Raw genomic sequence first — 15234 nt, forward strand, 5'->3', positions numbered from 1 at the left:
CACGCGGTCACGCGGTCACCGACAGGGTCGAGGAGCGGTCCGGCAGACGCCGCACATGGATCTGCTCGGCGATCTGGGCCTTCATCTCGCTGACGTGGCTGACGATGCCGATGGTGCGACCGTGCTCGGCCAGGCGCCCGATCTCGGCGACCACCCGCTCCAGGGCTTCGGGGTCGAGGCTGCCGAAGCCCTCGTCGATGAACAGTGTCTCCATCTGCACTCCCCCGGCCTCGGCGGTGACGATGTCGGCCAGGCCGAGAGCGAGGGCGAGGGAGACGAAAAAGGTCTCGCCGCCGGAGAGGGTCTCGGGCAGCCGGTGCTGGTCGGTGCGGTGGTCGATGACCAGCAGATCCAGTCCGGTCTTCTTGGCGCCCCGGGCCCCGGTGTCGCGCAGCAGCTCCAGGGTGGAGTCGGAGAACTGGGCCAGGCGGGTGTTGGCCGCGGCGACGACCTCCTCGAAGCGGCGCATGAGCACGTAGGTCGACAGCTGGATACGGGTGCCGTCGGAGGAGCGCCCGGTGGCGAGGTCGGCGACGCGCACGATGGCCCCGGCGGTGCTGTCCAGACGTGCCAGGCGGTCCAGCGCCCCGTCCAGCGCGGTGCGGGCACCGGCGGTGCGTTCGGCGGAGGCGCGCAGCCTCGCGGCGTGGTCGCCGGCTTCCCGGGCGGCGGTGCGGGCAAGGGTGAGGGCTTCGGCTGCGGCCGTGACGGTCTGGTCCGCTGCGCCGGCCGCGTCTTCGCTCGCGTCGATCTCGGCGATGCCCTCCTCGGCCATGCCATCGGTGTATCGGGCCTGGTTCACGGTGCGGTCCGAGAGCAGCGTCGTCAGCTCTGCCCGCTCGCCCTCGGCCAGGACGGCGGCGCGCAGCTCGTCGTCCGTGGCGAAGGGAGTGTGCCCGGCGGCGGTAAGCTGCTCGGCGGCCTCGGCGCGGGCGACGGCTGCCTCCTCCTCGAGTTCGGCGAGGCGAGCGGCGGCCTGGTCCGCCGCGAGGTGCGCCTCGCGCAGTGCGGTCGCGGCTCTGGCTCTGGTCAGCTGGGCCGCGCGACGCTCGGTCACGCTCGCATGCTCGCCGCGGGCCTCGCGGGCCCGTTCGGTGTCCTTGGCCAGAGCGGCCTCGGCCTCGCGCAGGGAGGCGGCTCGCCCCTCCAGCTCGCGCTCCTGAGCGCTGCGGTGCTGGGTCAGCCGGGTGGTCTCGGCGTCGTGCGCCTCGAGCTCCTTCTCCAGGGTCTCGGCGCGCTTCTGAGCGGCCAGCGCCTTCTCGACGGCCTGCTGGGCGTCGGCGTCGGCGGTGCGGGCGTCCTCGAGGGTGAGCCCGCCGGCATCGGCCAGGGCCTTGTCGCGCTGTGTACGCACGGCGGTGAGCGATTCGGCGGCGCGGGAGGCGGCCTCGTCGGCGCGCCGGCGGTGCTCTTCGGCGGCCTCGATCTGCTCGGGGCCGACGTGGTCCTCGGCGGGTTCCGCGGGTGCGGGATGTTCCGTGGATCCGCAGACGGGGCAGGCCTCCTCGGGGGCGAGCTGCAGGGCGAGCTCGGAGGCGATGCCGGCGTGGCGGCGATCGCGCAGCCTCTTCTCCTCGTCGGCGGCCCGTCGCGCGGACTCGAGCGCGGCGGCGGCGGTCCTCTCCGCCGCGGTGACCTCCTTCGCGAGCCGGTCCGCGTCGCGGGCGGCGGCCAGGTGCGAGGCGGCGGTCACGCGGGCGGCGCGGGCATCGCCGAGTGCTTCCGCGGCGGCCTGGGCGGTGGTGCGCTCGGCGTGGAGCTTCTGGCGGGCCTCGGGGCGGGCGGCGAGCTGCTCGGTCAGCGCCTGGATGCTCGTGGCCAGCTCGGCATCGGCCTGGCGGCGGGTCTCGATCTCCCTCGCGCGCTGGGGCAGGGCCTTCTCGAGGTCGACGAGGTCCCCCAGGGCCCCGGCGGCCGAGGTGGCGTCCTCGGCGGCGGCGGCCAGGGCCTCCAGCGGATCCTCACCGTCCAGCAGCTCGACGAGGCCCGTGTGGGACTCCCGGTGCCTCGCGGCGACGTCCTCCCGGGCAGCGCGCAGGTCGTTCAGCCGCTGGGCGGCCTGGCTCGCCCGCTGCAGCGCGACGGCGGCAGGCCGGGCGGCGTCGTCGCAGGTCAGTCGGCGCTGCGCCGCGCGGGCTGCCGGTTCCTCCTCGGCCAGGCGCGCTGCCAGGGCATCGAGCTCGCGGCGGCGGGTGATCCGTGCGCGGTGGGTGGCGGCGCGGTCGGCGTGCTCGCGGGCCGTGGTCTCGCGCCCAGTGGCGGCGGTGGCGGCCTCGGCGGCGACCTCGGCCCGGGCGGTGAGGGCCTTCTCGATGCTGGTAACGGCGACGCTCAGCTCGTCCCGGCGACCGCTCGCGGCGTGGTCGTCGAGCTCGCTGCGCTGTTCGTCCTCGAGGCCGGCGGCCTCGGCGAAGCGGGCGACGGCCTTGCTGACGTCGTTGCGGGCGGCGGTGACCTCCGTGGCGGCCTCGCGCCGCATCTGTTCGAGCTGCTTCTCGACGTTCTGGTAGATCTCGGTGCCGAACACGCGCTGCAGCACCGTCTGGCGCTCGCCCGTGCCGGCGCGCAGGAAGCGGGCGAACTCGTTCTGCGGCAGCAGCACGGTCTGGGTGAACTGCTCGCGGGAGAGGCCGACGGCACGGGTGATCTCCCCGCCGATCTCGTCGAGCCGGGTCGAGATCGGCGTGACGCCGGCCCCGTCCCCGGCGCGGTCGGCGAGGGCGGCGGGGATCAGCTCGGGCGAGCTGAGCCGCCACAGGATGGCCCGGGCGTTCTCCTTGGTGGTCCCGGTGCCGCGGCGCTTGGCGCGGGCGTACTGCGGCTGGCGGCGCACCCGGTAGATCCCGTGGCCGGTCTCGAAGACGAGGTCGACGGCGCTGGGGGCGGTGGGGTCGGCGAACTGGGAGCGGATCCGTTCGCCGCTGGCTTCGCTGCCGGCCACGGTGCCGTAGAGGGCGAACACGATCGCGTCGAGGATCGTGGACTTGCCCGATCCCGTCGGCCCCTCCAACAGGAACATGCCGCTGGTCGAGAGGGAGGCGAGGTCGATGTCGACGGTGTCGCGGAAGGGGCCGATGCCGCTGAGGCGCAGGTGGTGGAGCTTCATGAGGCCTCCGACCGCTGAGTGCGCACGCTCTGGTAGGCCTGCTCGAGCACGTCACGTTCCGCGTCGGTCGCCTCCGTCCCGGTGACGTACTCCAGGAACTGGCCCATGACCTCCATCGGATCCTGTTCACGGCGCACCACGGGAGTGAGGTCGCTGTCCTCGCGCCCCTGGGGACGATGCTCGGTATGGCGCAGATGCGGGTACGCGCCGCGCAGGCGTTCGAGCAGGTGGGGCGGCCGATGCGGGTCGGTGATCACCGCCTTGACCCAGTCCTCGCCGTGGGTCTCGGCCTGGGCGAGGACCTCCTCGAGGGTGCCCTTCAGCTCGCTCAGGCGCCGCGGCACCGGGGTGGCGATGCGCTGGACGGACACCTCCCCGGGGGCGTCGAGCTCGACCAGCAGCACGGACTTGCGATGGTCCTTCTCGGAGAAGGAGAAGGCCAGCGGTGACCCGCAGTACCAGGCCGTGGTGCCTGCCTGGGCGGAGAGATCCTGGCAGCCGTGGAGGTGACCGAGGGCCACGTAGTCGACGCCGCGCAGCGCATCGGCCGGCACCGAGTCGACGCCGCCGACGCTGAGGTCCCGCTCGGAGTCGCTGCCGGAGCCGCCGGCGACGAAGGTGTGCGCCAGGACCACCGATCGCGCCCTCGGTCCCGGCCCGGCGGCTTCCGCGTGCTGGGCGATCCGGGTGGCGATGCGCTCCATCGCGGCGCGCGTGACAGCTTCGTGGCTGCGGCCGAGCGGCTGGGTCTCGTCGGCCGCGAGGGCGAAGCGCGCGATGTCGGGCTCGAGGTAGGGCAGAGCGAAGAACAGCACCTCACCGTGGGCATCGGGCACCACGACGGGATGCTCGAGCGCGGTGCGGGCATCGGCGAGGATGTGCACCCCGTCGCGCATCAGGGCCGAGCCGAAGCCGAGACGCTTCGCGGAATCGTGGTTGCCGGGCGTGAGGATCACGGTGGCGACGTCGGCCAGGCGCCGCAGAGTCCGCCCCAGCAGTTCCACGGACCGCACCGGAGGCACCGCGCGGTCGTACACGTCACCCGGGATGACGACCACGTCGACCTCGCGCTCGGTCACCAGGTCGACCAGCCAGTCGTGGAAGTCGGCCTGGTGATCGTGCAGATCGGCCTCATGGAGGGTGCGCCCCAGGTGCCAGTCCGAGGTGTGCAGGATTCTCATGGCTCCGACTCTAAGGACCGCCGCCGACAACCCGGGCGCGCCGCGCGGCGCTGTGGACGGACGGCACTGGGGAGGAACACCCCGTGACGTCGGCCGCCGGGCGGCGTAGCGTGCCGTCATGGCCCACGAAGCGAACGCCACCGACGCCGCCCCGACCACAGAGATCACCGCCGACGTCGTCGTGCTCGGCGGCGGCCCCGTGGGTGAGAACGCCGCCCAGTACGCCACCGAGGGCACGGACCTCAGCGCCGTGATCATCGAGGGTGAACTGCTGGGCGGCGAATGCTCGTACTACGCCTGCATCCCCTCGAAAGCTCTGCTGCGGCCGACATCCGTGGCCGGCGCCGCCGCTCATCTCGACGGGGTCGGCGATACCGAGATCGACCGCGACGCCCTGCTGGCACGACGCGATACGTGGGTCTCGAACTACGACGACTCCGGCCAGGTGCAGTGGGCCGAGGGTGCCGGGATCCAGGTGGTGCGCGGGCACGGCCGGCTCGTCGGCGAGCGCGAGGTGCTCGTCGAGCCCGCCGACGGCCAGGACGGCAGCGGGCCGACACTCGTCCACGCCGAGCGGGCAGTCGTGCTCGCCACCGGCTCGGAGGCGAGGATCCCCGAACCGCTGCAGGCGCTGGCCCCGTGGACCTCGCGCGACGTCACCGGGGTGAGGGAGGTTCCCGGCCAGCTGCTGATCGTCGGCGGCGGCGTGGTGGCCGTGGAAGCCGCGACGTGGATGGCCGCGCTGGGCAGCGAGGTGACGATGCTGGTGCGCGGAGACGGACTGCTCAGCGGCTACGAGCCCTTCGCCGGGGAGCACGTGCTGGAGGCCCTGGGGAACCTGGGTGTCACCGTGGAGCTGGGCACCTCCGTGGTCTCCGGCGAGCGCGCCGATGCACGGCGGACCGAGCTGGGCCGGCTGCACGGCGGCGCGGTGACCCTGCAGGTCGAGGATGCCGACGGGCGGCGCGATGTCACCGGGGACGAGGTGCTGGCCGCGACCGGCCGCAGTCCCCGGCTGAGCAGCGTCGGACTCGATGCGATCGGGCTCACGGCCGACGACGTCACCGCCGCCGCGAAGCCCACGTCCGACGATGCCGCCGCGACAGCGCTGCCGGACTGGCTGCATGCCGTCGGAGATGCCAGCGGGGAGGCGCCGCTGACGCACTGGGGCAAGTACCGCGCCCGCGTGATCGGCCAGTGCATTCGCGCCGGGGCCACCGGTGAGGCTCTCGAGCCCATCCCGGATCACGTGCCCGTTCCCCAGGTCGTGTTCACCGAGCCCCAGGTCACCTCGGCCGGCCTCACCGAAGCGCAGGCCCGGGAGCAGAGGATCGACGTGGTCACCGCGCAGGTCCCCTTCGGCGGAGCGGCGGGCTCCGCCCTGCTGCGGGACGATGTCACCGGCACCGCGCAGCTGGTGGTCGATGCGAGCACGAGACAGCTGGTCGGCGCGACGTTCGTCGGCCCCGACGCCTCGGAGATGATCCACGCTGCCACCATCGCGATCGTCGGGAAGGTGCCGGTGCACGTGCTGCGGCACGCGGTGCCGAGCTTCCCCACGGCCTCGGAGCTGTGGCTGCAGCTGCTGGAAGAGCTGCCGCGCGAGATGCGGGCCGGGTAGCTCGCGAGCTCCCGGGCATCGCAGGCCACAGGATTATTCCCGATTTCCGGGCACATTATACATCGCGACCACCGCCGGCGTCTCCGATGGCGTTCTCGGCGCGAGATATGACGGCCGCGTGAGCGTGCCGCCGATTCGTCCACTATGCTCGAGGGACAGGCCGCAACGGCACGGAGCCGAGAGAAGCTCCATCCGCCAGGGCCCGATTCTCGTCGACTGCTGTGCATCGGCACAGAGCGAGGCCCGGCCGAGGCCGCCCGAGCCCAGTTCTCTCCGCACGGTGAGCAGGCAGACGGGATGATGCCCGCACCACACCGGAGATTTCCCGACCACCATTCTTTCTGATTCCGGGGATCGCCATTCCCACAACCGCCCCGAAATCTCTATCGCGCCACCCGGACCCCGTTGTCGCGACATTCGGCGAATGCCGGCGTCACGTCGACCAGCCTCTTCCGGATTCGGTCGCGATGTCGTCATCGACAGCTCCCGGACCACCACGATTCATGTCGTGCTTCTCGCGCCTCCCGGACAGGCGGGCGCCCTGACACCCGGACGCCTACGACTGCACGACGACACGCGCTCTGCCTGAGCGCGCCCCACACACGATCGGACCGATTCCTCACGAACACCTCCGACCCCTCATCCACCATCGACGAGCGAGGGGCGGCATACCGGCCGGACGTCCCCCGCCTCGGGCACAGCAACGACGCGACCATGCCCGAGGCGGCATCCCGCCTGCCGGTGTCGCATACCGGCGGGCACAGCGCGACCCGCGACGGGGCGTGCGCCGACGCCGGTGCCCCTCTCGGCGCAGGGAGCGCATCCTCGACGCGGCAGCCGTCATGTTCGCCGAGTACGGGTACCACGGTGCCAGCGTGCGCGACATCTCGAAACGCGTGGGGATCTCCCACCCCGGAATGCTGCATCACTTCGCCTCCAAGGAGGTCCTGCTGCACGCAGTCATCGATCGCCTCGAGGAGCACGCGCAGGACGCGCTGACCCGCGTCGGCGAACTCGCCCCGGATGCCGACATGCTGCTGGAGAACCTGGCGGCCATCTGGCACCCGGCCTCGGCGACGATGCAGCTTCTGGCCACGCTCAGCACCGATGCCGTCAACCAGGAGCATCCCGGGAGGTTCCGTGTGGCTCGGCTGCGCCGCGTGCACGAGTACATCCTGGAGCAGTGCTTCGCCCAGCTCGGGGATCGCGGCCGGCTGCGAGCGGGGATCGATCCGGCCTTCGCCGGCCGCGCGGTGCTGGATCTCGTGCTCGGCCACGCGGTGCGGGAGAAGACGGTCCGGGCGATGCAGCACCAGCGGTACGGCGACTCGCCGGAGGAGGATCTGGCGAGGCTGGCGCGAGCATTCCTCGATCTCCGCGGTGCGACCCCCGGGACGTGAACTCCTTCCTTGGGAGGAGATGACAGATCGCACTGGCCCCGGGGCGGGACGTCCGCTGCAATGGAGGCAACGACGCCTCGCAGCGACGACTCGCGGCCTCGCGCCGCCCCGGGGAGGATCATGTTCAGGAAAGTGCAGCGCGCGCTCCGTCAGCGTCGGGCCAAGCCCGGTGACGGCAGCGCGCTCAGGGACCTGCGCTGGTGGCAGCTGCTGACCCGCACCCAGTTCTTCCTGGATCCGGACGACGGGGCGGGACGGTCCTCGCAGTACGCCGTGGACGTGCGGTACCTCGCCGCCGAGCTCGAGGGCGGCAAGATCGCCGAGGGCGCGCGGCACGCCCCGGTCGAGCTCTATCGCGACGGCCGACAGATCCAGATCGCGAACCCGCCGGTCGCGTTCGACGTCCCCGGCGGCGTGATCGAGGTGGCCACCAGCATGTACGGCCTGAGCAGGATGCACCACGTGCCGGAGGACGGCAGCCGACCTCATACCCTCCGCCCGCACCCCCGCTCGATGGAGGGCCTGCGCGCACGCTTCGACCGGCGCCATCCGCGGGCCAGCGCCGCGATCGGGATGGTCGCGATCGTGATCCTGCTGATCGGCCTCGTGACGATGGTCCCGCAGCTCGCGGAGCTGGTCACGAGCGTGGACGTGGTCGCCGATCGGGTCGGCACGTTCACCTCCCCGATCAGCCTGCCCGCCTGGGCGAACACCACGCTGCTCATCGCGGGCGCTCTCGCGGCGACCGAACGCGCCCTGACGCTGCGTCGCCACTGGCTGATCGACGCCGACACCACCTGGACCGCGTGGACCTGAGTCCGGCGGGATGGTGCTCCGCTCGACCCCGCGCCGGTGCCGATGCGGGTACGAGTGCGAATGCGGAATGCGGATGCGGGCGAGCTCAGCGCCGCAGGGCCAGCACGGCGCCGCGGTACGCCACTCCGACCAGCACCAGCCCCACGCCGGCCACGATCGTCCGGCCCGGCAGCGCCGCCACCAGCGCGAGGCAGCCGATCAGGCCCAGCACCTGCAGGGCCCTGGGGAACAGACGCCACTGGCCGCGCTGGGTGAAGGCGGCGAGGTTCGCGACCCCGTAGTACAGCAGCACCCCGAACGACGACGCGGCCACTGCCACCAGCACGTCGCCGGCCAGCAGCACCAGCAGCACGATGGCGATCGCGGCGGTGATCTCGGCGCGCTGCGGCACCGAGAAGCGCTGGTTCACCTGTGCCAGCGGGCGGGGCAGGTCGCTCTCGCGCGCCATGGCGAGCATGGTGCGGGAGATGCCCGCGACCAGTGCGAGCAGCGCCCCACCGGCCGCGGCGACGGCACCCACGGTGACGATGAGGTGCCAGCCGGCGCCGGCACCTACCCCGTCGAGGGCGGTGCGGAACGGCGCCGCTCCCCACCCCTGGTCGCCGGGGGCGGGGCCCACGGCGACCAGCACGATCGACAGCGCCACGTACAGCACGAACACCGCTGCGAGCGCCAGCAGGATCGCGCGCGGGATGGTGCGGCGCGGGGAGATCACCTCTTCGCCGAGGGTCGCGATGCGCGCGTATCCGGCGAAGGCGAAGAACATGATCGCCGCGGCCTGTGCGACCACGAGTGCGAGGCCGAGGGGTCCTCCGGCGGCGGCGCCGAGCACCGCGGCGAGGCCGCCGTCCCACAATCCTGCATCGGCCCCGGCGAGCGGGCCGGGGGCTCCGGCGGCGAAGCCCTGGGCCCCGTCGGACGTGCTGCCCGCTCCCCCACCGAGACCGACGAGCAGGCGTGCCGCGGTGAGCACCAGTGCTGTCACCGCGATCGTGACCAGCACTCGAGCGAGCGCCGCGGTGCGGGTGATGCCGACCAGGTTCACGCCGGTCAGCACCACGACGACTGCGGCGGCGACCGGGCGCTGGGCCGATTCGGGCACCAGGTAGGCGGCGATCACCAGGGCCATCGCCGCGCAGGAGGCGGTCTTGCCGATGACGAAGCACCAGCCGGCGAGGAAGCCCCACCAGGGCCCCAGCTGCTTGCCCCCGAAGTGGTACACGCCGCCGGAGGCCGGGTGCTGAGCGGCCAGCTGCGCGGTGGAGGTGGCGTTGCACAGGGCGACCACGGCGGCGACCAGCACCGCCAGCGGTGCCAGCACCCCGGCGAGGTCCTGGGCGGCGCCGAGGGAGACGAAGGCGCCGGCCCCGATCATCGCGGCCAGGCCGACGATGACCGCGTCGGTCAGCCGCAGGCGGCGGGCCAGGGCGTCCGGGCCGGGCGGCGGCGCCGGGCTCGTCATGAGATGAGCCCGGCGCCGTCGGCCGGAGCAGGTGGCACGTCAGTCGTCCTTGCCGTGGCCCTTGGCCTTGCCGTTGGCCTTGCCCTTGTCATGACCGTGGGCGTTGCCGTTGCCATGGCCGTTGCCGTGGCCCTTGCCGTGACCGTTGCCGTGACCCTTGCCCTTGCCGTGGCCCTTGCCGGGGTGACCGGACTCCTCGTCGTCATCCTGGTCATCCTCGTCGTCACCACCGCCTGCGGGGAACCCGGCATCCAGGCCGGCGATGATCGGGTCGTGGTCGGAGGAGCCGAACACGCCGCCCTCGTACAGATCGACGGTGTTGTTGTGGTACCGCGAGTACTGGGTCATCACGGACTCGGCACCGTTGATCTGCCAGTGGGTGCCACCGGTGAGGCGCTCGGCGGCGGCGGGGTTGGCCAGGACGTGGTCGAGCGAGCCGACCATGCCGTCGTAGCTGTAGGACCAGCCCTCGGGATCGTAGGTCTCGCCGAGGTCGATGTAGCCCTGGTCGTAGAACATCTGCAGCGGCTCCTCCTGCGTGTACGCGTTGAAGTCGCCGCCGTGGAAGACGTCCTCGACGCCGAGCTCCGCGGCCGTCTCCTCGCTCCAGCTCAGCAGCGCCTCGGCCTGCTGCAGGCGGGAGGTGCGGGCGTTGCCCTGGACCGGGTCCTCCTCGAGCTCGGCGTCCTCGGCGTCCTGGGAGCCCTTGGACTTGAAGTGGTTGACGGTGAAGAAGAACGGCTCACCCTCGACCTGCTCCTCGCCGGAGCCCTGGACGGGCACGAAAACCTGTCCGATCGGCTCGCGGGCGTTGTCGAACGCCTCGTCGCCGGCGAGGATCTGCGCCTGACCCTGCGGGGCCACGGCGGCGGTGCGGTAGATGATCGCGTTGGTGATGACGTCGCTGCCACCGTCCAGGCCCTGCTCGGCGTAGGCCTCGCCGGTGCGGACGTAGTCCCAGGTGCCCTCGCCGTCGCGCTCGTTCAGCGCGGCGACCAGGGTGGCGGTGGCCTCGTCGGGCTCCTCGCCCAGGCGGGCGGAGTTCTCGATCTCCATCAGGCCCACCACCTCGGCCTCGGTGCCGGAGATCGCCTCGACGATCTTGGACTGCTGGCGCTCGAGGTCGTCGGCTCCCCACGCGCCGCGCAGGTCGCAGCCGCCGCGCACGTTGGTGCCCTCGCCGTCGAGGTTGGTGTAGGGCTCGCAGCCAGGGGTGTCCTCACCGAGGGTGGTGAAGTAGTTCAGCACGTTGAACGTGGCCAGCTGCAGGTCTCCGCCGACCTCGTCGGGCGTGGCGCTGCGGGTGTTCTCGAAGTCGACCCCGTCGGTCTCGGCCGATTCCCACGGGGTGGTGGTGTTCAGCCGCCACTGGTCGAAGGAGTAGGCGACGACGGTGGGCTCGGTGAACCCGACGGAGGCGCCGACTCGCACGGGCTCCTCGGTGGTCAGCCAGCTCATCGGCTGCTCGGGGTTGCTGCTGAAGTTAGTCGACTTCCCGTCGTCCAGCAGCACCAGGTTCTGGGCCTGCTGCTCGAAGTAGGCGGTGGCCTCCTCGCCCGGCTCCATGATGTCGCCGGCCTGCTTCAGCGGCTCGTCGCCGATGGCCAGGCCCACCTCGCCGTACTGGTTGGTGCCATAGACGTCGGTGACGGTGAAGTCGCCCTCGCCCGGCAGGTAGAGCATGTGCTCGATGCTCTCGCGCTCGGTCTCCTCGGTCGGGAAGCCGCCCTCGATCGTGAGGGGCTCGACCTCGCCGAGGGGTTCGGGCAGCTGCTCGAGCCCGTCGGAGCCGACGGTGACCTGCGTGGATTCGTAGTACTCGGAGACCTCGCCGGTCACGCGGACAGAGTCGCCGATAGCGACGTCGCCGACGGTGCCGGGCGAGTAGACGAACACGGCGGTGGAGCCGGTGTGCGTGGAGAAGTCCAGCGCCCCGCCGGTGCCGGGGGTCTGGATGACGTAGCCGTCCAGGCCGCCGGTGGCGTAGACCGCGGTCACGACGCCCTCGGTGACGACAGTTTCGCCCTTCAGGGGGCTGGCCTCGCCCGTGCCCTGGATCTCGGCGATGCTCGCCTCGGTGGGATCGACCGGCTCCTCGGGCTCACCGGGCTCTTCGGGCTCTTCGGGGTCCGTCTCCTCCGCGCCCGACGGGGTCGGCGTGGGGGCGCCCTCGACGAAGTCGGTGGAGTTCTCGCCGGTGGCCTCGACGCGCGAGACGGAGGTGGCGTTGTCGGTGCCGGGAGCGGGGGCGTCCCCGGAGAAGGTCTCCGCCGCGCCCCAGCCGACGAGGTCGACGACGGCCGGGTCCTCGGCGCAGGTGGTCCCGTGGCACTCGAGGTTGCCCTCGGCGTCGGACAGGGCGAACACGCCGCCGCTGCCGGAGGCGTTGATGCCGCCGGTGAGGTCGGCCGCGGGCAGGGGCTCGCCGTTGCCGTTGCCGGAGGCCAGCTCGATCAGGAAGGTGCCGCCGGCGGGGACGGTGCCGCTGAGGGAGACGGTGTTGTTGAAGGTGCCGGTCTTCGAGGCGTACTGGAGGGACCAGCCGTCGAGGCTGATGTCGGCCTCGGAGGTGTTGCGCAGTTCGACGAAGTCGCTCTGGAAGCTGGCACCGGAGTTGCCCCCGCCGCCGTAGGCCTCGCTGATCTGGAGGTCGCCGGGGGTGACCACGGCGGCCTGGGCGGTGGGCGCGATGCCGGGCAGGGCCGACATCCCGAGGGTGAGGGCGGCTGCGGCGATGCCGACGCGCGTCAGGCGCGGGCGCAGGCCGTCGCCGTGCGGACGAATGCTCATGGCGGGGTTCTCCTGAAGAGGCGGGGTGCGTGGTGGGGTGCGGTGCATCGGGGGTGCGGGTGCTCTGATGGTGCGGCGAGCTGGCGGAGCGGGCGTGCTGCTCGACCCGCACACAGCGGCGGGCCGGGGAGCGGATCACTCCCCGACCCGCCGTGCGGGGTCAGTCCGCTTCGGACAGGTAGGTGATGCCCTGCTCCGTGTTCATGCGGTACAGGAACGCGGCGGTGGCGTCACGGTTGGTCGGGTTCAGCGGGCGGTAGGTGCCGTCCGGCCAGCCCGTCGTGATGCCTTCGGACTCCATCCACGCGATCTCCTTGGCGTACATGGTGCTGGCCGGCACGTCGCTGAAGACGGGCGAGGTCGGGGCCTCCACGTCGGGCGAGCCCGCGTAGCGGTAGACGAACGCGGCCATCGCGTCGCGGGCGATCGGCTGGGTCGGGCGGAAGGTGCGATCCGACCAGCCGGTGGTGATGCCCTGCTGGTAGGCCCACATGATCGCGTCGTAGTGCTCGTCGCCCTTCTCGACGTCGGTGAACGGCTCGCTGCGCGGGTGGTTCACCTCCGGCTCACCGGCCATGCGGTACAGGAACGCCGCCATCGCGTCGCGGTTGACGGGCTCCAGCGGGCGGAAGGTGCCGTCGTCCCATCCGGTGGAGTAGCCCTCGTTCGCCATCCACATGATCTCGTCGTAGAACATGTTCGACGGGGGCACGTCGCTGAACTCGAGGGTTCCGCAGTCCTCGCCGCCGACGGCGGTGACCTCGTAGGTGACCGCGGTGCCGGTGTCGGGCTGGGCGGTGACGGTCAGCGGCACCGACTCGCCCTCGGGCACGCAGAAGTCCTCGCCCAGGGCGACCTCGGCGGTGTAGCGGCCGCTGTCCGAATCCAGCTCGTACGGAGCCTCGAACGTGCCGAGCTCGCCGGCGTCGACGGAGACCGTCGTGATCTGCGGGGCGCCGAGGCTCTCGGACTCCAGGCCGCGCAGGCGCAGGGTGGGCTGCTCGCCCTCGAGGATGTGGGCCTCGACCTGTCGCTGCGAGTAGTCGGGCTCGAGGTTCTCGTGGGCTCCGAGGTACTCGACGAAGGCCTCGCGGTCCAGCACGCCGGTGTCGCTGACGTTCTGCGCCTGAGCCAGGGTGTGCATGTTGTCGCCGCCCTCGAACAGGAAGCTCGCGGTGACGATCGTGTAGGTCGCCTCGGGGTCGATGGGCTCACCGTTGATCCGCACCGCGACGATGCGGTCGTCCATCTCCCGCTCGGCGTCGAAGACGTACTCGACGTTGTTCGAGACGCTGAAGGCGTAGAACTCGCTGGTGGGCTCGCCGCCGGCGTTGCGCTGCCACTGCTCCTCGAGCATCTGCACGAACTGCGCACCGGTGACCTCACCGGAGTTCAGGGTGTTGCCGAAGGGGACCATGTTGTTGGCCTCGGCGTAGGTGACCACGCCGTCGCCCTCGTTCCCGGCCGCCTCGTGGAACAGCTCGGCGCGGATGCCGCCGGGGTTCATCCAGCCGATGACCTCGTGCTCCTCCGTGGTGCCGCGCTCCTCGAGGTACCACTTCATGGAGTCGGCCAGCATGTTGCCGGCGGCCGAGTGGCGGGAGCGGTTGTCGCCCTTGGTGGTGGCCTGGTCGGTGACCGGATCGCTGGGCTTGCGGACGCCGTCGACGTACTCGGCCTTGTCCCCGGCCCACGAGGTGGTGATGTCGTCCTCGATGGTGCCGACGGGCTCGGCGCCGACCTCGGCGGCGTCCTCGATGGCGTCGGCGGCGACCGTGGAGGCGGCCTGGTAGGCGGGATCGTCGGCGCAGGCCTCGAGATCGGCGGCCTCGGTGGCGATCAGCTCGGGCTCCCCGGTGACGTCCCAGTCGCCGTCCTCGCCCAGCTGCAGGCTCGTCGAGCCCAGGAACTCACCGCTGGCTCCGGCCTGGATGACGGGACGCATCTCGCCGTCCTGGCCGGGCACCGGGGCGGTGTAGGCGTAGGTCTGGTGGGAGTCGCCGTTGAAGATGGCGTCGACCTCGGGGGAGGTCTCCTCGACGATCTTGTCGAAGATCGGGTCGCTGTTCTCCGGGGCCTGGCCGGCCTCGCCGTTGCCGCTGGCGCCCTCGTGGTACGAGGCGACGACGACGTCGTAGTCCTCGCCGGATGCCTCGAGGTCGGCGACGGCGTCGTTGACGGAGTCGACCGGGTCGCGGAACTCGAGACCCTCGATGGCGGCGGGGCTGACCTTGCCGGTCGTCTTGGTGGTGACCGCGCCGATCACGGCGACCTTCACGTCACCGGCCTCGACCACGGCCCAGGCGTCGTGCAGGAGGGTGCCGTCGGACTGGTAGACGTTCGCGGCGAGGTCGGGGAAGTCGGTGCGCGGGGCGATGCGGCCGGTGAGGTCCTCGTAGCCCTGGTCGTACTCGTGGTTGCCGATCGCCGCCGCGTCGACGCCGAGCGCGTTGAGGAAGTCGATCGTGGGCTCGTCGTTCTGCACGGCCGATTCGAAGGCCGAGCCGCCGACGTTGTCCCCGGCGGACAGCAGCGCCGTGTTGCCGCTCTCGCTGGCCGCGCGGGTGTTGGCGACGGTGCAGGCGAAGGCGTCCCCGGCCGGGAGGGCGCCGTGGAAGTCGTTGAAGGTGAGCAGGTCGACCTGGTCGCCGGGATCGGCGGCTGCGGCGCCGAGGGGCACCACGGCCGACGCGAACGCGATCGCGACGGTGCCCAGGCCCACGGACGCGCCGCGCGCGATGCGGCGTGCGGAGGAATCGAACATGAATGGCTCCTGAAGGAGAAGTGGAAGAACGCGGAACGCTGCGGTCCATCTCACCGCACCGGAGCCGAGACACGCCCATCCGTTCCCCGTCCGG

8 protein-coding genes are annotated in these 15234 nt (G+C 72.0%); 3 read left to right on the top strand and 5 right to left on the bottom strand.

Annotated elements, in window-relative coordinates; genetic code table 11:
* Positions 1 to 7 precede the first annotated feature (7 nt).
* Positions 8 to 3106 carry an AAA family ATPase gene (locus AC5020_RS04030; protein ID WP_464987318.1) on the bottom strand — a complete coding sequence of 1033 codons (3099 nt, stop codon included), beginning with the start codon at positions 3104 to 3106 and terminating at the stop codon, positions 8 to 10.
* The gene (locus AC5020_RS04035) at positions 3103 to 4287 is read right to left on the bottom strand and encodes an exonuclease SbcCD subunit D (protein ID WP_377018419.1); all 1185 of its coding nucleotides are present in this window, start codon (positions 4285 to 4287) and stop codon (positions 3103 to 3105) included. Before AC5020_RS04035 ends, AC5020_RS04030 begins: the two co-directional genes overlap by 4 nt.
* Positions 4288 to 4405: 118 nt before the next feature.
* Between AC5020_RS04035 and AC5020_RS04040 the strand changes: the two genes are divergently transcribed.
* The 3 genes from AC5020_RS04040 (at position 4406) to AC5020_RS04050 (ending at position 8124) form a co-directional block, all read left to right on the top strand.
* Complete coding sequence (locus AC5020_RS04040) at positions 4406 to 5908, top strand: dihydrolipoyl dehydrogenase family protein (protein ID WP_464987319.1); 1503 nt, start codon at positions 4406 to 4408, stop codon at positions 5906 to 5908.
* 782 nt (positions 5909 to 6690) lie between these two features.
* Entirely contained in the window at positions 6691 to 7308 is a 618-nt protein-coding gene (locus tag AC5020_RS04045) for a TetR/AcrR family transcriptional regulator (RefSeq protein WP_464987320.1), read from the top strand.
* 120 nt (positions 7309 to 7428) lie between these two features.
* Positions 7429 to 8124 (top strand): hypothetical protein, encoded by a 696-nt coding sequence (locus AC5020_RS04050; protein ID WP_464987321.1) that lies wholly within the window; start codon positions 7429 to 7431, stop codon positions 8122 to 8124.
* An 85-nt stretch (positions 8125 to 8209) separates the two neighbouring features.
* On the opposite strand, the gene AC5020_RS04055 is transcribed toward AC5020_RS04050, so the two are convergent.
* The 3 genes from AC5020_RS04055 to AC5020_RS04065 form a co-directional block, all read right to left on the bottom strand.
* Positions 8210 to 9586: an APC family permease gene (locus AC5020_RS04055; RefSeq protein WP_464987322.1), complete on the bottom strand. Its 1377-nt coding sequence runs from the start codon at positions 9584 to 9586 to the stop codon at positions 8210 to 8212.
* A 39-nt stretch (positions 9587 to 9625) separates the two neighbouring features.
* Positions 9626 to 12376 carry an ExeM/NucH family extracellular endonuclease gene (locus AC5020_RS04060; RefSeq protein ID WP_464987323.1) on the bottom strand — a complete coding sequence of 917 codons (2751 nt, stop codon included), beginning with the start codon at positions 12374 to 12376 and terminating at the stop codon, positions 9626 to 9628.
* Between the two features lie 160 nt (positions 12377 to 12536).
* Complete coding sequence (locus AC5020_RS04065; protein ID WP_464987324.1) at positions 12537 to 15140, bottom strand: 5'-nucleotidase C-terminal domain-containing protein; 2604 nt, start codon at positions 15138 to 15140, stop codon at positions 12537 to 12539.
* Positions 15141 to 15234: the final 94 nt, after the last annotated feature.

Source organism: Brachybacterium sp. SYSU DS0246 (assembly GCF_059391765.1).